Below are 15522 nucleotides of genomic sequence, written 5' to 3' on the forward strand. Positions count from 1 at the left end.
CGGTCGGATCGGGACGAGTCGATTCGGATCGTGTCCGGTCGGGTCGGCGTGCGATCTACGCGGAGGGGAGGTGCGATGGAAGCGTGGAGTAGTCCCTCGTCGGGCCGGCGACGAACGGCCGGCCAGAGCGGAGTGTTCACCGTGACCACACCTGTAGCAGCCGCGACGCGACGCGCCGGGCCGGCCGGTGGGGCGCCGGGGGACGGACCGGCATGAGCGGCGTTCTCGGCGCCGCATGCCTGGTTCTCGCCGTTGCCTTCGCCCCCGCGGCACAGGCCGGGTCCGGTCTCGCCGCCCCCGCCGAGCGCTGTACGCCGGGCTGGGTGTGCGGATGGACCGGTCCCGCCTACACCGGGGTGGTGAGCCTGGTGGCGCAGGACATGCCGCGGTATCCGGAGACGACCGCGTACGTCGGGTTCAACGACGGATCGTCGGTGTGGAACGGCTCCGGTACCCGGCGGGCCGACGGCGTCCTCCGGGGTCGGTGCGTCACCGTCTACAACCAGGCCGATTACAAGGGACGGAGCCTGACCGTCGCCCCCGGCAAAGGCGTCGAGCGGCTTCCGGCGTCCTTCGGGCACATCCACTCCGGCCGGTTCCACGACTGCCGAGTCTCCTGACCCGGCGCGGTGACCGCGCCGAACACGGGCGCGGACCACCGCTCCGGACTACCGCTCCGGACTACCGCTCCGCCGAGGACTCCCGTCGCCGTGTGGCCCCGAGGCTGCCGAGAAGAGAGAGGGCCTGGGCGCTGGGGCTTTCCGGTGCGGCGTGGTAGATGACGACCTGCTGGCCGACGGCTCCTCGGACGTCGAAGGAGTGGTACGTGAGCGAGAGGGCGCCGACCTCGGGGTGGACGAGTTCCTTGGCTTCGTGCGACTTGCCGTAGACCGTGTGTGAGGACCACAGCGCGTCGAACTCCCCGCTCGCTCCGCAGAGGAAGCGCACCAGCTCAGGCAGGCGCGGGTAGTGCGGGTCGACGCCGGTCGCCTGGCGCAGACCGGCCACGACCGCCTCGGCGGCCCGGTCCCAGTGCGCGAAGAAGATGCGAGCCGCCGGATCAAGGAAGATCATGCGGGCGAGGTTGTCCGCTTCCTCGAACGGTGAGAACAACGCGTCGGCCAGGGCGTTGACCGCCAGGAAGTCCGTGGCCGGGTTCAGGACGAACGCCGGAGTGTCGGTGAACCCGTCCAGCAGTTGTCTCAGCATCACACCGGCGGTTTCCCTCGGCGGCGCCCGATGGCCGTCCGGCACGGCACCCGCGAGCCGGTACAGATGCTCGCGCGCCTCGACGTCCATGCACAGGGCATCGCCGATCACGTCGAGGATCTGCGCGGAGGGGCCGCGCTCGCGGCCCTGTTCCAGGCGGGCGTAGTAGTCGGTGTTCATGCCGGCCAGGACGGCGACCTCCTCGCGGCGCAGTCCCGCCACTCGGCGCCGACCGTGAGAGGCCAGCCCCACGTCGCTTGGCCGCAGGCGTGCGCGGTGCGCGCGCAGGAAGTCTCCGAGTTCATTGCTGGTCACACCCACAGGCTAGGCCCTGTCGTCAAAGTCTCGCCTGGCCCGCGGCGCCCGGTACCGCACCTCGCCGCGTTGTCGGGGCACCCGAGTACGTCCAGTACACGGGCGCCCCTCCGCCTTGCGATGCACGGCACCGGACACCGCGGGCCCTACCGGCGCCACTTTGACGACAGGACCCAGGGGCGATCCCGGTGGTGTGCCTGGGTGCGTTGTACCCCGGCACGATCCGCCCTGGTTGCCGCTCCTCCCGCGCCCCAGACTCCGAAGGGCGAACACGGCCGGGAGCACGTCGACGACGCGGGCCCCGGCGCCGCGGGCGACGCCCGACGACGTGTTCCACCACCCTCGACACCCTTCCTCCACAAGGAGAAACGAGCATGACGCAGACGGGCAAAGCAGTGGCGATCACCGGCGCGAGCAGCGGTATCGGGGAGGCGACCGCCCGCCGACTGGCAGCCGACGGACACCGGGTGCTCCTCGGCGCACGCCGCACCGACCGCCTGGAACGACTGGCAGAGCAGATCATCGCGGAGGGCGGTACCGCCGCCTTCCGCACCCTGGACGTCACCGACGCGCAGGACATGTGTGCGTTCGTCGACGCCGCGCGCGCCGAGTTCGGCCGGATCGACGTCCTCGTGAACAACGCGGGTGTGATGCCGTTGTCCCCTCTGGCGGCGTTGAAGACCGACGAGTGGGACCGCATGATCGACGTCAACGTGCGAGGAGTCCTCCACGGAATCGCCGCCGCCCTGCCGGCGATGCGCGCCCAGGGCGCCGGCCACATCGTGAACATCGCCTCCGTCGGCGCGTACGAGGTCTCGCCCACCGCCGCCGTGTACTGCGCCACCAAGTTCGCAGTGCGCGCGATCACGGAGGGGCTGCGCCAGGAGTCCGGCGGGGGCCTCAGGGTCACGTTGGTCTCGCCGGGGGTGACCGAGTCCGAACTCGCCGACAGCATCTCCGACCCGGCCGCCCGCGAGGCCATGAAGACCTACCGCGCCGTGGCGCTGCCCGCCTCGGCCATCGCGGACGCCATCGCCCACGTCGTCTCCCAGCCGCCCGAGGTGGACGTGAACGAGGTGATCATCAGGCCCGCAGCGAGCGCCCAGTAGTGAGTGGGGGCGGGACGACGCGCTTCACCATCGACAGGGCTACTCTTCCGGGCTGCCGTCGCTGCCGTCGATGCGGTGGAGCAGGTGAAGCAGCGTGGTGCGGTCGGCCGGGGACAAGTCCGAGTAGCACGCGGCGAGGACCTCGTCGGCGATCCGGTGCCCTGTGCGCAGGACCTCCTCGCCGGAGGTCGTGAGGTAGTGCTCGATGCGACGGCCGACACCGGGCCTTCGCTCGATCAGTCCCAGGGTGGTGAGCCGGCCGGCGAGGGTGCCGAACGCCTGCTCGCTCTGGAATGTCGCCGAGGCCAGGGTGCGGGCCGACGCGCCGGGCGTCCGACTGATCGCGCGGAGGGCATCCCATTGGGCCAGTGTCGTGCCGGCGGCGGCGAGGCGGCTGTCCAGTGCACGGTGTTGCCTGTACTGGGCCTGCTTCACCGCCCTGCCAAGGAGCTGTAGTTCATTGGGCATGGGTCCAGCCTAGGGCATGACTAAGGTTGTTTAACTAAACAAGTTTAGTTATGGTTCTGGCATGCCCACGAACAAGAGCGTCGCGCTGTACCCGGACCTGTCCCTCACCCTGACGGAAAGCGGAACCGGCAGACCCTGCCTGATCCTGCACGGCGGCGGAGGGCCGGCCACGGTCTCCGGACTCGCCTCGCACCTCGCACGGACCGCACACGCCATCACACCCGTCCACCCGGGATGGGACGGCACCCACCGCCCGGAATGGCTGACCGGCATCGACGATCTCGCCCTCGCCTACCTGCGGTACCTCCAAGACCGGGGGCTGCGCGACGTCCTGGTCGTCGGCTCTTCGATCGGCGGCTGGATCGCCGCGGAGATGGCCGTACGGGACACCGGCGGCATCCTGACCGGGCTCGTTCTCATCGACCCCGTCGGCGTCCACGTCCAAGGCGAGCCGATCAGGGACTTCTTCGCCCTCGACGCCCGCGGTGTGGCCGAGTACGCCTGGCACGACCCGGCCCGCTCCCACCGCGGCCACCAGACGCCCTCGGCCGACCAAGTCGCCCTCCAGCGCGACAACATGACCACCCTGCGCGTCCTTGCCGGCGACCCCTACATGCACGATCCGAAGCTGCTCCGCCGGCTGCGGCGTGTCGAGGTCCCCGCTCTCCTGCTCTGGGGTGAGAGCGACCGCATCGCGACTCCCGCCTACGGCGCCGCCTACGCCGAAGCCTTCGGCAACGGCCGGCTCCACGTCATCCCCGAGGCAGGTCACCTTCCGCAACTGGAACGACCCGAAGCGACCTTCGCCGCGATCGACGGCCACCTGAATGAAACCGTCGTCGACCCCGCCGGCGCACGGCTGCCCGGGGACCTGAGCCGAGATAGGTGATGGAGGGGACGCCGTAGAGGCTGCCCCCCTGTGGGAACCGCGTCGCGCGCGGGTCAGGCGAGGGACTCTGCCGCGTACAGGGCACCGACCCCGGAGGCCAGGGCGCCGAGCAGCAGCCGCAGCACCTTCTCGGGGAGCCGGGGTTGGAGACGGGCGCCGAGGTATCCGCCGATGAGCCCGCCCAGCCCACAGGCCAGGCCGAGGAACCAGTGCGGTGCGATGTCACCCGAGCCGGCCGTCGCGAGCAGCGCGTAGGTGACGGCGCCGACGACCGAGGTGGCGAAGGTGGCGGCCAGGGCCGCCGGGGCGACCTGGGCGACGGGCATGCCGCGACCGACGAGGAGGGGGCCGAGGAGCGAACCGCCGCCGATGCCGTAGATGCCGCCGACCACGCCCACGACGAGGGCCAGGCCCGTCACCGCCCTCCCGGACGGCCCGTCACCAGGCGGCCGGCGGTGCCGGGCCGGCACCAGGGTGCGGGCGATCAACCACACGCCCAGCGGGAGCAGGAACACGGCCACCAATGCCTTGAAGACGGCCGGTCCCGGGATCGCGAACACACGGATGACCGCGCCGATGACAACGCCGGGCAGGGTGCCCCACACCAGCCGACGCACCAGCGGACCGTGCAGGGCGCCGGTGCGCCGGTGGCGCAGGAGCGCGCCGGGACCGGCGACGACGTTGTAGAGGAGGTTGGTCGGCGTCACCGCCGGACTCGGCACCGCGAACACGCTCAGCTGCACGGGCAACAGGAACACGGCCCCCGACACCCCCACCGGCGCGGTCACGACCGCGATCAGAAACCCCGCGGCCACCCCGCCCACTCCCGTTCCCCAGTCCACGGCGGTGGGGTCAGCCGCGGTCGACGTGCACGCTGGTCGACTTCACCCGGGCCGTGACCTGCACACCCGCCTCAAGGCCCAACTCCTCGACCGCCTCACGCGTCAGCAGGGACACGATCCGGTGCGGGCCGGCCTGGACCTCCACCTGGGCGGCGACATCACCGAGTTTGACACCGGTCACGATGCCGGGGAAGGCGTTGCGGGCCGAGGTGTAGGAGGTGTCGTCCTCGGCGCTCTCCTGGGCGATCTCCACGCAGAACGCGGCGAGGTGGGGGCCGTTGACGATGCGGCGGTTGCCGTCGCGATGGGTGGGGAACCGCTCCGCGTCCGCCCATCGCCGGACCGTGTCGACGCTCACGCCCAGCAGTTCGGACGCCTGACCCATGGTGTAGGACTCCATACGGCACAGCCTAGGGGTCGGCCGCGGCCGACCGGTGATCGCCCGCCACAGGGCCGTCCGTACGGAAGGAGCGCGGGCGCAAGGGCCGAGGCGCGCTCGGAGGCGGTGGTCGAGAGTTCGCCCTGCCGCTGGCCCTGCGGCCCGCACTTCTGCCTGGGCGCGCCCCTGGCCCGCCTCCAGCTCCGCACGGCCCTGTCGGCCCTCTTCCTTCACCCGCTTCCCGAGATCGGCAAGATCGATGGGGCCTGGCAGGGACGACTGCCGGGCAGGCAGGACATGTAGTCGCAGTTCGCAGTGGTTCAGTACCGCAGTTCCCGTTCGGCAAGCGACGGGAAGAACGGAGGGGTTGGTCGCCATCAGGATCGCCCGGGTGGAATGTGTGAGCCCGGGTACCGCAGGACACTCGTCAGTGAGGTGGTCTCCGGTCAAGCAACCGCGATCCCCGCAGCCCGGACCGCACATCGGTCGGGTCTGTGGATACAGAATGCCGGCGTATCAATAGGGCCGGCAGATGGTGTGGCAGTTCCTTCGGGGCCCTGGTGCCGTACGGCACCAGGGCCCCTCGACGCGTTCCACGGATTTCACGTTCCACGGATTTCACAGGGAGGTGCGATGGCGGCAGACGGTTCGTACGGTCGTCTTGACGACGACGACTACCCGGCCTACACGATGGGTCGGGCGGCGGAGATGCTCGGGACCACGCCCGGTTTCCTCCGCGCCATCGGGGAGGCCCGCCTGATCACTGGAGACTTGGCGCTCTAGTTGGCGGATGAGCGTCCTAGTCGGCGGGGCTGTGCGTCGGAGGTGGCGACAGGGTCCCGTTGCGCTCCTGAGCGGGGAAAACCGGTTGGGGGCGCTGGGCGGTCCTGGCAGGCTTGCGCAGTGATCGTTGATTTGGCTCCTCGCTTGCTGACCTGGGACGACGTGGACCCCGCCCGTCAAACGTTCGACGGGACGTCAGTAGCGCGGACGGTGCGCTCCCTCGGCCCGGCCCGGCGTGTGCCCATCCGCCCAGACGTCCCTTTCGGGGACCCCGCGACGACCGCCTGGAATCATGGTGAGGCCGCGTCCTGGGCCGACGCCATGTCGTACGCCCTCGTTCGGCACTACGGCGGGTGGGCCGTCGGGTGGCGTTGGGCGCACGACGAGGGGGATTACGACGGCGGGCCGGTAGGAAACTGGTGCTGCCCGCAGCACTCGATCACGACGTCGGAAGAGACTTTGGTCCGTGTCGAGGCGGCTCTGCGTGAGTGGCGTGAGTGGCTGGAGTACCTCGCCGACTGGTTCGAGGCGTATCCCTTGGACCTGACCGACATCGACGATCAGCGGATCCTGTGGGAGCGCACGGCGAGGAACCTGATCCTGCAGGTCGTCGACCGCACCGGGTGTGGCAGCGGATGGCACAGCCACTGCCGCCAAGTGCTCACCTGGTTCCTCGATCGCTGGGGAGTCGCGCCCGACGTGGCCCAGGGGCTGGTCGACAAGGCGATCGGTGGACGGTTCCACAGCTGGACCGGTCCCGACGCGGCGGTGGTCGACGACATTGCGGAGCAGCTCGCGCTGTCCGTGCAGCCGGCCAACGGCCGTATGCGTGCAGAAGCACCGCCTAAAGACCACTTGCAGCACTGGCTGGCTGTACGCGACTCGGTGCCGTGGCACGAGATCCCGGACATCGGTATGGACGGGCCGGTGGTGCCCCTTCGCGACGGCGCGGCAGAGGACATCCGGGCCTTCGACGGCGCCATCGACCCGGCCCGAGCCCAAGGCCTGCTCAGCGCCCTGGAAGTGCTCCGAGCAGACGCGGCACGCGGAGCGAGGCTCGACTTCGCACTTCTCAGCAAATGGCAGCAGCACACTCTGGGCACCCCGCAGCCGCCACGGTTCCGCGACTCTCCCGCCTTCGCCAAAGGAGGCCGGGAGCGCTACGGCACAGGACCCGAGACACGAGCCCGCTTCGACACCTGCCTGGCCGAAAGCGCCTTCGACGTCGGTCGACCTCTCGGGCTGACCGCCCGAGCCGCCCGCGCCTATCTCGACATCTGCTTCTTCCATCCCTTCGACGACGGCAACGCCCGCTCCGCGTTCCTCACCCTCATCTTCATCCTCGCCCACGAGGGCATCACGCTCGACGAAGTCAGCCTCCTGCGCCGCGTCACCTTCGAGGCCGACCGCCCCCAAGACCCTCTGATCCTCGCCCGCTACATCAACATCCATCTTGAGGAGACCCGGCGCCTCACCTCCGAGTCGACTGCACCGGCATCGAGGTGAGCACTTCAGTTGGCGAACGCCGCCAACTCTGGCGCTCAGTCACATCACTCCGCTGCGTTCCGAGGGTGGCCACCGGCGTTACTCCCGTTACCAGTTGCGTATCGCGGCCCGTGCGCGGGAGTTGGTTGATCAAGGCACGCCGGTCGAGGCGGCCTGCCGGATCATCGTCCTCGAAGACCAGTTGGAGGAAGCCCGGCGGATCAACGACGAATACCGCCGAACAGCCGAATCGACCGGCCCGCCGGACGGCTCCTGAGGAACGGGGGTGGGCCCGCCGGTACGGGCGGGCGCCGCGCCGGCCGTGCGGCGCCGCCGGGTGGGTCGCGAACACGGACTCGAGCATGACGCAGGTGGTGAGCGGCGGCGGACGAATCCTGCGGGCGCGTGACATTCGCCGAAGCGCGGAAATACCTGTGACGGCGACATGAGGGTTTGACTTCCGTCGCAGGGAAGGTATGTGCGGTAACGGGCCCGAATGCAATTATTGAACGCACCCGCGCCGCTACGGCGTGCTACTGTCGATCTCAGTTGCAGTCGTGGTTCCCAAAACTTCAAGCGGCTTCACCGGCTTATACGCCGCTGGAAGCCCTTGCTTATCTCCGGTTACTTCCCGGCGGGGCATCATCGCGGCGACCCGGTCATCCGCACATCGCGGATCCCGGCGTACTGCCCCAAGGGAGACTCGACATGGCGTCTGGCACTGTGAAGTGGTTCAACGCGGCAAGAGGATTCGGGTTCATCGAGCAGGACGCCGACGGCGCCGACCTCTACGCCCACTTCGCGAACATCACCACCCCGGGCATCAATGAGCTGCTCGAAGGCCAGAAGGTCACCTACGACATCGCGCAGGGGCCGAAGGGCCCGCTGGCGGAGAACATCATTCCCGCCTGACGCGACACGCGCTTCGTAGCTGGGACCCGCATCCCTCGGGGTGTCGGACCCAGCTGCGGACACCTTCCGCAGTGTTCTCCTCCTGCGCAATGACATCCATGCCGTGGGCTCCCTCCGGGCAAACGGGCATTTCGCAGCATCGAGCCAAATGCTCCGGCCGAGGCGCTCCATCCCCAGTCGTGGCCCAGCCTTTCGCCCCGGGGAAGCCGCCCGGAATCGCCCCTTCAAGCGCCCGTGCCCGCAGTTGTTTCCGTACGGATCGGACGCTTGTTTCCGTACGCATCAAGACGCTTTCGCATTTCATCCGGCCCGTTCTCGTGTTTTCCCGTGCTGCTCTTCCGCCGCGGGAATTCCTTGATACGCGCCATGTCAAGGAAGGTTCTCAATGAACCCCACACGCACGAACGACCGCTCCTCTCGCTCACGCGGCCGTACCGGCAGCACCGCCTACAGCTCGGCCGCCGGGTCGGGCCGGGGCGGCCGTTTCGGTTCGTCCTCGAACCGTTCGACGAGTCCGAGTCGCTCGGGTGGATACGGCCGGCGGCCCGCCGCACTCCAGGGTGAGTTCGCCCTGCCCAAGACGATCACCCCGGGGCTTCCCGCCGTCGAGGCGTTCGCAGACCTCGACATGCCCGGGGAACTGCTGGCCGCGCTCACCGCGCAGGGCCTGAGCGTTCCCTTCCCGATCCAGGGTGCGACCCTGCCCAACACCCTCGCCGGGCGCGACGCGCTCGGCCGCGGACGCACCGGCTCGGGCAAGACCCTGGCCTTCGGCCTGGCCCTGCTGGCCCGCACCGCCGGACAGCGCGCCGAACCGCACCAGCCCCTGGCCCTGATCCTGGTCCCCACCCGCGAGCTCGCCCAGCAGGTCACCGACGCCCTCACGCCCTACGCCCGCTCGGTGAAATTGCGCCTGACCACGGTCGTCGGCGGCATGTCGATCGGCCGCCAGGCCGCCGCCCTGCGCAATGGCGTAGAGGTCGTCGTCGCGACCCCGGGACGTCTCAAGGACCTCATCGACCGTGGCGACTGCCGGCTGAACCAGGTCGCGATCACGGTTCTCGACGAGGCCGACCAGATGGCCGACATGGGCTTCATGCCCCAGGTCACCGCCCTCCTCGACCAAGTCCGCCCCGAAGGCCAGCGGATGCTCTTCTCCGCCACCCTCGACCGCAACGTCGACCTCCTGGTGCGCCGCTACCTCACCGACCCGGTCGTGCACTCCGTGGACCCGTCCGCGGGCGCGGTCACCACGATGGAGCACCACGTCCTGCACGTACACGGCGCCGACAAGCAGCGGACGGCGACGGAGATCGCGGCCCGCGAAGGTCGAGTGATCATGTTCCTCGACACCAAGCACGCCGTGGACCGCCTCACCCTGGAACTCCTCAACAGCGGAGTCCGCGCCGCGGCCCTCCACGGCGGGAAGTCACAGCCGCAACGCACCCGGACCCTGGCCCAGTTCAAGACCGGACACGTCACCGTGCTCGTCGCCACGAACGTCGCCGCCCGCGGCATCCACGTCGACAACCTCGACCTCGTGGTGAACGTGGACCCCCCGACCGACCACAAGGACTACCTCCACCGCGGCGGCCGTACCGCTCGCGCAGGCGAGTCCGGCAGCGTCGTCACCCTGGTCACCCCCAACCAGCGCCGCGAGATGACCCGGCTCATGGCCGCCGCCGGCATCGTCCCCCAGACCACCCAGGTCCGCTCGGGCGAGGCCGAACTGCACCGGATCACCGGCGCCCAGGCTCCCTCCGGCATCCCCGTGACCATCACCGCTCCGGTGGTCGAGCGCTCCAAGAGCACCGCTGCCGCCCGCCGCAGGCGCCGGCCCACCACGCCCGCGGCCGCCCGCCGCGCGAACGTGCGGCAGCCCGCCACCTTCGATGCGGCGGCCTAGAACATCCTGATGAGAAAACTGACCCATCTCTGCAGGAGGTACCTTTTGACGCTCGTCCAGATGCAACCCCACCCGCCCAAGCCCCACCCCGCACACCCGACGGCGGCCGAAACCACGGACGCGGCCGCACTCCAGGTCTGCGACGACATGACCGTCGAGGTGGCCCTGTACGTCATGGCCAGTGCCCGCGCGCGTCACCTCCTCGTCTGTGACGAGGACGGCCACCGCACCGGCATCGTCACGCGAACCCGGCTCACGGCCTTCCGCGACAGCCCGTCCTACACGGACCTCGTCCGACTGCGCGACCTCCCCGGGGACGGCAGGCCGCTCACGTCGCCGCCCGTGGCCACGCGGCCCGAGTACGCGCCGGGCCACCGCAGGCCCGACACCCTGGCCGTCGCCGGCGACCAAGGCGGCGCTCCCGGCGCCCTCGCCCTCGCACGCTGACCCGCCTCACCTCGGTACCACCGCCCGTCCACTTTCTCCCTTGTGAGGCACCATGCGCTGCGTCATCGCCCGCTTCCCGTTCGACCTCACCAAGAGCGGCGTCCTGGAAACGATGAAGGGCGTCAAGCCCGAAGAGGTCACCGGAGAATCCGTGATCATCGGCCGCCGTACCTACCCCGTCAAGCAGGTCGGTCAGGTCATCACCCGCCAGGACCGCCGTGACTTCAGCGCCGGCGAAGTCCTCCGCGCCATGACCCAGCTCGGCTTCACCTGCCGCGGTCTTCCCCGGGTCGCCACGCCCGTACGCGCCCTCAGCCCGCTCCAGCAGGCATCCGCGATGCTCGGCACCCCCGTGGCCGTCTGACCCACAGGCACAGCAGGCGGCCGGGACCGACGAGGTCCCGGCCGCTGGGCGTGGCCCGCGATCCCGCCCGCGATACGGCCGCATCCCGCCTGCTCCTGTGATCAGGGGCAGCAGCGCGGGCGGATACGGCCTCATGTGCCTTGCGTCAATCGGCCCCTTCGACGTACGACGCGAGATGGGCCGGCGACGAGGCGATTCCGGCCTGGTGGTCCGCCTGACCGATGTCGGCCGGCACATCCGTGGCGGTGACGGTCACCTCCGTCCCGTCACCGGCCGGGGCCAGGTCCCAGGCCATCGTCATGGTGCCGGCGTACGACGGATCGTCGGCCTCGAACACCGCCGGCACCAGTTCGGCGAACCCGATGTCGACGACATCCGTTCCGGCCGACGTCGTGCCGGGACTGTCGGTGGCATCGAGGTACGTCAGGACCATCCGGAACCCGCCACCGGGCCGCGGATCCCACTGTTCGACGCGCCCGCGCATGCCGTCCGGCGGTGCACCGGCGGGATCTGGCGATGGGACTCGGCAACGTGGCCCGGATGCGGTTCAGTCGGGAGGCGTCACTGGCCGCCACGGAGGAGTCGGTCGCCATCCTCCAAGAGCTTGACCAGGCCGAACCCGGCGTCCACGGTGCGCTGTTCGCCGACGTACTGTCCCTCCTCGCGGCGGCGCTCGCCGACCTGGGACGGCTCCGGGAAGCGGCCGAGGTCACCACCCGGGCCCTGGCGATGATGCGGGAGCAGGCCGCGATCAACCCCGTGGCACGACGGGGCGACCTCGCCCTGGCACTGGCGTTCCACGCCCGAGTGCGGGCCGAGGCCGGGATCGACCTCGCCGAGGCCCTGGCCGCCGTCACGGAGGCGGTGGCCCTCATGCACGAACTCGCGGCCGAGATCCCGGCGCTGTACGCACACTCCCTCGCGGAGGTGCGCGCTTTGGAAGACCGACTCCGGACGACGACGACGCCGCCCGGCGACGGCGGGTAGGGCCGGCGTCGCTCCACGCGCCGCCGTCCGTCGGGCCGCGGCCCGCCGGCAGGGGGATCAGGACCTTGTCGTAGCGGCATGTTCTCATCGCGGGGATGAACGCTCACCAAGCCGCACTCCTGATGCCCGAGACACCCGCCCTGCTCGACAGTGACCATCCGGCCCTGCGCGCTGCCCTGTGACTGAGCGGCGCGGCAGCCGTTGCTGAGCCGCAGGGGCATCGGCAGTGGGCCGGTGGCCGACGCGGCGGTCGAAGCGGGCGACATCCGGCCCGGTACGCAGCCCTACGAGCTGATGCGGGGCATCGGCAACCTGTGCATCGGGCGGGACAGCGTCCCGCACCACACCCCTCGCCGGAAGTTCAAGGCGCGGGGCCCGGTGACCGAAGGAGGGGGTGGCAGCCGTTCCCCCTTCACACCATGGAGTTCCCCGTGCGTCGTCCGCTTGTGATCCTGCGTCCCGTACTGGCAGCCGCCCTCCTGCTCGCCGTTCCCGTCGCTCTGGCGCCCGCCGCGTACGCCGACCACGCCGACCACGCCGTTCAGGAAGCCGGGGAGAGCGCGACGTACCTCGTCATCCTCGCCCCCGGCGCCGATCCCGAGCGGGTGATGCGCGAAACCGGGGTCACGGAGGCCAGGTACGTGTACCGCAGCGCGGTGCGCGGCTTCGCCGCCGACCTGGACGGGCGGCAGCTGGCCGCGCTGCGGTCGCACCCCGACGTCACGGCCGTCGAGCGGGACGGCGAGGCCGTCGGGGCGCCGGTGGAGGAGGGGACTACAGGCCGCTGGTGAAGAGCAACTCGTTGGGACTGCTCTTGCCGACGGCGCCCAGGGCGTCCTTGGTGGACTCGGCGGAGAGGAACCCGGCGACTTCCTCGGCCGGTGCGGTCGGGTGGGCCTGCTTGTAGAGCGCGGCGACCCCGGCGGCATGGGGGGAGGCCATGGAGGTGCCGTTCAGGGAGACGGCGCCGCCGCCGAGCTTCGCCGAGACGATGTCCTCGCCCGGCGCGTAGATCTCCAGGCACGTGCCGTAGTTGGAGAAGGAGGTCTCCTCGTCCCACCGGTTGGAAGCCCCGACCGTGTACACCCGGTCGGCGGAGGCCGGCGAGACCTGGCACGCGTCCTTGGAGTCGTTGCCGGCCGCGACGACGGGCAGGACGCCCGCGTCGGACAGCGCGGTGGCGGCATTGTTGAGGGTCACGGACCTGTCCCCGCCGAGTGAGCCGTTCAGCACGGCCGGCTGCCTGGCGTTCTTCAGCACCCAGTCGAACCCGGCGATCATCCCCGAGTACGAGCCCCGGCCCTCGCAGTCGAGAACGCGCACGCTGACGAGGTCGGCCTTGCGCGCGACCCCGTACGTCTTCCCGGCGACGGTACCGGCGACGTGTGTGCCGTGGCCGTTGCAGTCCTTGCCCTGGCGCCCGTCGGCCACCGCGTCGAAGCCGAAGGTGGCCCGGCCGCCGAACTCGTCGTGGGCGTAGTCGATGCCCGTGTCGAGGATGTACGCGGTCACCCCGGCGCCGTTGCCCTGGGGGGTGAACTGGCCGTCGCCCTGGCCGTTGGCCTTGTCCCACTCCCGCTGGTCGATCCGATCCAGACCCCAGGACTTGGAGGGGGCCCGGGTGCCCGGCACGGTGACCGGCCGCGGCGGGGCCATGACCTTGACGTCCTGTTCCACCGCCTTCACACCCGGGTTCGCACGGACGATGTCCAACTGCAACGTGTCGAGCGGGGCGGCGAAGCCGTTGATGGCCTTGCCGTAGACGAAGGTCGGCTTCAGCTTGAGCCGCTGCGCGAGCTTCGCCGCGTCGACGCCCTGGACGAGGGTCACGATGTAGGTGCCGGGCACCCCGTTGGCGGCGGCCGTGGTCAGCGGTGCCGGGGTCGGCTCCGGCGCCGCGGTGGACGGGGAAGCGGTGGCGAGGGGGGCGCCGAAGACCAGGGCGGCGGTGACGGCGGTCGCCAGTGCGAGCTTGGTACGTGTGGTCATGCCAGCGAGTGGATCATGCGGAAACGGCCAGGTCCTACGACATCGCCCGGTGGTTCGGCCGGCGTCCCAGTGGTACCTGAATGCGCTCGGCCGAGCGGGCGTCCCACCGGGACCAGACGCCCGAGGGCCCCTCCCCGACCCGGTGCACCACCACGCCTTCGACCGAAGGGCCGGCGGATCTCGTCCACGTCCGCGCGACACTGGCAGAGTGACGGACATCGAACGGCAGACGGATCGGCGTTTGGAGCGAGCCATCCTGGAGCTGCTGGAGCGTCGTGCCCCGACCGCGACGATCTGCCCTTCCGACGCCGCACGGGCGGTGTACGGAGGGGATGACGACGGCTGGCGCGCGCTCATGGAAACCGCCCGCGACGCGGCCCGGCGACTGCACGCGGCCGGCGAGGTGGAGATCACCCAGGCCGGCCGGCCCGTCGATCCGGCGAAGGCCCGCGGCCCGATCCGTATCCGCCGCGCCCGCTGACACGACGCACACCGGTCGTGGCGCCGCCCCGACCGTCCCTGCGGATCGGCGCGCACCAGGACGGGCGGCGGCCGCCACAAGCACGGGCGGCAAGGAGGGTTTGCGACGGGCGGACCGTGGCAGACGGCCTGAACACCACTGCTCAGCGCAGAAGTTGTCCATCGGTCGACTCCAGGAAGGGACCTCCCGTGTCCGACGCGTACAGCTCCCCCGACAACACTCACGTCCACCACGCACCGGCTTCCGCGCCCGCCACGGGCAGCAACGGCCTGGCCGTGGGCGCCCTGGTCACCGGCATCGCATCGCTGCTGCTGCTCTGGCTGTGGTTCGTGGGCATTCCGCTGGCGCTGGTCGCCATCGGCCTGGGCATTGCCGCCCTCCGCAGAGCCCGCAGCGGCGCCGGTCGGCGGGGGATGGCCATCACCGGCCTGGTCCTGGGCGCCGTGACCGTGGTCATCGCGGCGATCCTGGTGGCCGTCGGGGTGTCCATCCTCAATTCCGACGAGGGCAAGGACCTGCGGTCCTGCCTGGACAGCGCCCAGACGCAGCAGGAGCGGCAGGACTGCTCGAACCGCTTCAACGACGACATGAACAACTGAACGAGCGGTCCGGGGCGAGCCCCCGGCCCGTGCCGGTCTTCAGGAGCGGACGGGCCGGGGGTTCGTCGATGTCGGCCGAGATCCTCGGCCTGAGCGACCCGGGGGCGCGAATTCCTTCGATTGCGGGGCGATCCGGATGCCCGGCCCGCCCTTCCGAACGCGTATGAACCATGACTTTCGGTGAGATTCGGGCGCCCTGGAGGTGACCCGCCCCATAGGACCCACGTCACATACGAGCCGGCCTCGTAGCTCCGAGAGGTTGACCCTGCCGCATCACACCGGCTCTCCCGGCAGCCGGCCTCGGGGCCCTCCCGGGGGTCGCTGGTCCCCGACTGCGAGGGCACGTAGTAGGACGGGT

The 15522-nt window shown here is 70.6% G+C and carries 19 protein-coding genes and 3 pseudogenes; 16 read left to right on the forward strand and 6 right to left on the reverse strand.

The genetic code is table 11. The features are described from left to right. Nucleotides 1–212 precede the first annotated feature (212 nt). Entirely contained in the window at nucleotides 213–620 is a 408-nt protein-coding gene (locus OHA84_RS33845; protein WP_266968055.1) for a peptidase inhibitor family I36 protein, read from the forward strand. Nucleotides 621–681: 61 nt separating this feature from the next. Here OHA84_RS33845 and OHA84_RS33850 read toward each other — a convergent pair whose 3' ends face one another. Continuing rightward, complete coding sequence (locus OHA84_RS33850; protein ID WP_266968053.1) at nucleotides 682–1524, reverse strand: helix-turn-helix transcriptional regulator; 843 nt, start codon at nucleotides 1522–1524, stop codon at nucleotides 682–684. 374 nt (nucleotides 1525–1898) lie between these two features. On the opposite strand from OHA84_RS33850, the gene OHA84_RS33855 reads away from it, so the two are divergent. Further along, on the forward strand, nucleotides 1899–2633 hold the full coding sequence (locus tag OHA84_RS33855) for an SDR family oxidoreductase (RefSeq protein WP_266968051.1): 735 nt from the start codon (nucleotides 1899–1901) through the stop codon (nucleotides 2631–2633). Nucleotides 2634–2672: 39 nt separating this feature from the next. Here the strand turns inward: OHA84_RS33855 and OHA84_RS33860 are convergent, their stop codons facing one another. After that, nucleotides 2673–3101 (reverse strand): MarR family winged helix-turn-helix transcriptional regulator, encoded by a 429-nt coding sequence (locus OHA84_RS33860; protein ID WP_266968050.1) that lies wholly within the window; start codon nucleotides 3099–3101, stop codon nucleotides 2673–2675. Between the two features lie 61 nt (nucleotides 3102–3162). On the opposite strand from OHA84_RS33860, the gene OHA84_RS33865 reads away from it, so the two are divergent. Next, nucleotides 3163–3990, forward strand: coding sequence for an alpha/beta fold hydrolase (locus OHA84_RS33865; protein ID WP_266968048.1), 828 nt, complete (start codon nucleotides 3163–3165; stop codon nucleotides 3988–3990). Nucleotides 3991–4043: 53 nt separating this feature from the next. Here OHA84_RS33865 and OHA84_RS33870 read toward each other — a convergent pair whose 3' ends face one another. Next, the gene (locus tag OHA84_RS33870; protein WP_266968046.1) at nucleotides 4044–4832 is read right to left on the reverse strand and encodes a sulfite exporter TauE/SafE family protein; all 789 of its coding nucleotides are present in this window, start codon (nucleotides 4830–4832) and stop codon (nucleotides 4044–4046) included. A 10-nt stretch (nucleotides 4833–4842) separates the two neighbouring features. Further along, nucleotides 4843–5232 (reverse strand): molybdopterin-binding protein, encoded by a 390-nt coding sequence (locus OHA84_RS33875; RefSeq protein WP_266968044.1) that lies wholly within the window; start codon nucleotides 5230–5232, stop codon nucleotides 4843–4845. Nucleotides 5233–5337: 105 nt separating this feature from the next. Between OHA84_RS33875 and OHA84_RS33880 the strand changes: the two genes are divergently transcribed. The 8 genes and pseudogenes from OHA84_RS33880 (at nucleotide 5338) to OHA84_RS33915 (ending at nucleotide 11108) form a co-directional block, all read left to right on the forward strand. After that, nucleotides 5338–5514 (forward strand): hypothetical protein, encoded by a 177-nt coding sequence (locus tag OHA84_RS33880; protein ID WP_266968042.1) that lies wholly within the window; start codon nucleotides 5338–5340, stop codon nucleotides 5512–5514. A gap of 330 nt (nucleotides 5515–5844) precedes the next feature. Further along, nucleotides 5845–5976: pseudogene (locus tag OHA84_RS33885) on the forward strand (MerR family transcriptional regulator); the annotation flags it as partial. A gap of 339 nt (nucleotides 5977–6315) precedes the next feature. Then, nucleotides 6316–7500, forward strand: a complete 1185-nt coding sequence (locus OHA84_RS33890; protein WP_371591531.1) for a Fic family protein — start codon at nucleotides 6316–6318, stop codon at nucleotides 7498–7500. A gap of 43 nt (nucleotides 7501–7543) precedes the next feature. After that, nucleotides 7544–7756 (forward strand): annotated as a pseudogene (locus OHA84_RS33895) (MerR family transcriptional regulator); the annotation flags it as partial. 431 nt (nucleotides 7757–8187) lie between these two features. Continuing rightward, a complete protein-coding gene (locus tag OHA84_RS33900) occupies nucleotides 8188–8391 on the forward strand; it encodes a cold-shock protein (protein WP_266968038.1) in 204 nt (67 codons plus the stop codon). Nucleotides 8392–8776: 385 nt separating this feature from the next. After that, entirely contained in the window at nucleotides 8777–10297 is a 1521-nt protein-coding gene (locus OHA84_RS33905; protein WP_266968036.1) for a DEAD/DEAH box helicase, read from the forward strand. Nucleotides 10298–10357: 60 nt separating this feature from the next. Beyond that, a complete protein-coding gene (locus OHA84_RS33910; RefSeq protein WP_266968034.1) occupies nucleotides 10358–10744 on the forward strand; it encodes a CBS domain-containing protein in 387 nt (128 codons plus the stop codon). A gap of 52 nt (nucleotides 10745–10796) precedes the next feature. Then, the gene (locus OHA84_RS33915; protein ID WP_266968032.1) at nucleotides 10797–11108 is read left to right on the forward strand and encodes an SCO5918 family protein; all 312 of its coding nucleotides are present in this window, start codon (nucleotides 10797–10799) and stop codon (nucleotides 11106–11108) included. Between the two features lie 145 nt (nucleotides 11109–11253). Here OHA84_RS33915 and OHA84_RS33920 read toward each other — a convergent pair whose 3' ends face one another. Next, nucleotides 11254–11592, reverse strand: coding sequence for an SRPBCC domain-containing protein (locus OHA84_RS33920; protein ID WP_266968031.1), 339 nt, complete (start codon nucleotides 11590–11592; stop codon nucleotides 11254–11256). A 32-nt stretch (nucleotides 11593–11624) separates the two neighbouring features. Here OHA84_RS33920 and OHA84_RS33925 point away from each other — a divergent pair, with 32 nt between their 5' ends. The 3 genes and pseudogenes from OHA84_RS33925 to OHA84_RS33935 all read left to right on the forward strand — a co-directional run bounded on the left by OHA84_RS33925 (nucleotide 11625) and on the right by OHA84_RS33935 (nucleotide 12886). Continuing rightward, on the forward strand, nucleotides 11625–12095 hold the full coding sequence (locus OHA84_RS33925) for a hypothetical protein (RefSeq protein WP_266968029.1): 471 nt from the start codon (nucleotides 11625–11627) through the stop codon (nucleotides 12093–12095). A gap of 240 nt (nucleotides 12096–12335) precedes the next feature. Continuing rightward, nucleotides 12336–12545, forward strand: a pseudogene (locus OHA84_RS33930) (hypothetical protein); the annotation flags it as partial. Beyond that, nucleotides 12527–12886 carry a protease inhibitor I9 family protein gene (locus OHA84_RS33935; protein WP_266968027.1) on the forward strand — a complete coding sequence of 120 codons (360 nt, stop codon included), beginning with the start codon at nucleotides 12527–12529 and terminating at the stop codon, nucleotides 12884–12886. The pseudogene OHA84_RS33930 and the gene OHA84_RS33935, both read left to right, overlap by 19 nt. Here OHA84_RS33935 and OHA84_RS33940 read toward each other — a convergent pair. Then, nucleotides 12870–14084, reverse strand: coding sequence for a S8 family peptidase (locus OHA84_RS33940; RefSeq protein ID WP_266968025.1), 1215 nt, complete (start codon nucleotides 14082–14084; stop codon nucleotides 12870–12872). The genes OHA84_RS33935 and OHA84_RS33940 overlap by 17 nt on opposite strands. A 208-nt stretch (nucleotides 14085–14292) precedes the next feature. Between OHA84_RS33940 and OHA84_RS33945 the strand changes: the two genes are divergently transcribed. Both OHA84_RS33945 and OHA84_RS33950 read left to right on the forward strand, forming a co-directional pair. Next, nucleotides 14293–14565, forward strand: a complete 273-nt coding sequence (locus tag OHA84_RS33945) for a DUF3253 domain-containing protein (protein WP_266967997.1) — start codon at nucleotides 14293–14295, stop codon at nucleotides 14563–14565. A 188-nt stretch (nucleotides 14566–14753) separates the two neighbouring features. Further along, on the forward strand, nucleotides 14754–15164 hold the full coding sequence (locus OHA84_RS33950; RefSeq protein WP_266967995.1) for a DUF4190 domain-containing protein: 411 nt from the start codon (nucleotides 14754–14756) through the stop codon (nucleotides 15162–15164). The last annotated feature ends 358 nt before the right edge of the window (nucleotides 15165–15522 follow it).

The organism is Streptomyces sp. NBC_00513 (assembly GCF_041431415.1).
Classification (GTDB): Bacteria; Actinomycetota; Actinomycetes; order Streptomycetales; family Streptomycetaceae; genus Streptomyces.

What these genes read in the sequence shown, in the direction of transcription:
- OHA84_RS33890 (WP_371591531.1), top strand. Translation starts at nt 6,316, where the DNA reads ATGTCGTACGCCCTCGTTCGGCACTACGGCGGGTGGGCCGTCGGGTGG.
- OHA84_RS33875 (WP_266968044.1), bottom strand. Translation starts at nt 5,232, where the DNA reads ATGGAGTCCTACACCATGGGTCAGGCGTCCGAACTGCTGGGCGTGAGC.
- OHA84_RS33865 (WP_266968048.1), top strand. Translation starts at nt 3,163, where the DNA reads ATGCCCACGAACAAGAGCGTCGCGCTGTACCCGGACCTGTCCCTCACC.
- OHA84_RS33920 (WP_266968031.1), bottom strand. Translation starts at nt 11,592, where the DNA reads ATGCGCGGGCGCGTCGAACAGTGGGATCCGCGGCCCGGTGGCGGGTTC.
- OHA84_RS33910 (WP_266968034.1), top strand. Translation starts at nt 10,358, where the DNA reads ATGCAACCCCACCCGCCCAAGCCCCACCCCGCACACCCGACGGCGGCC.
- OHA84_RS33915 (WP_266968032.1), top strand. Translation starts at nt 10,797, where the DNA reads ATGCGCTGCGTCATCGCCCGCTTCCCGTTCGACCTCACCAAGAGCGGC.
- OHA84_RS33860 (WP_266968050.1), bottom strand. Translation starts at nt 3,101, where the DNA reads ATGCCCAATGAACTACAGCTCCTTGGCAGGGCGGTGAAGCAGGCCCAG.
- OHA84_RS33925 (WP_266968029.1), top strand. Translation starts at nt 11,625, where the DNA reads ATGGGACTCGGCAACGTGGCCCGGATGCGGTTCAGTCGGGAGGCGTCA.
- OHA84_RS33940 (WP_266968025.1), bottom strand. Translation starts at nt 14,084, where the DNA reads ATGACCACACGTACCAAGCTCGCACTGGCGACCGCCGTCACCGCCGCC.
- OHA84_RS33900 (WP_266968038.1), top strand. Translation starts at nt 8,188, where the DNA reads ATGGCGTCTGGCACTGTGAAGTGGTTCAACGCGGCAAGAGGATTCGGG.
- OHA84_RS33845 (WP_266968055.1), top strand. Translation starts at nt 213, where the DNA reads ATGAGCGGCGTTCTCGGCGCCGCATGCCTGGTTCTCGCCGTTGCCTTC.
- OHA84_RS33905 (WP_266968036.1), top strand. Translation starts at nt 8,777, where the DNA reads ATGAACCCCACACGCACGAACGACCGCTCCTCTCGCTCACGCGGCCGT.
- OHA84_RS33855 (WP_266968051.1), top strand. Translation starts at nt 1,899, where the DNA reads ATGACGCAGACGGGCAAAGCAGTGGCGATCACCGGCGCGAGCAGCGGT.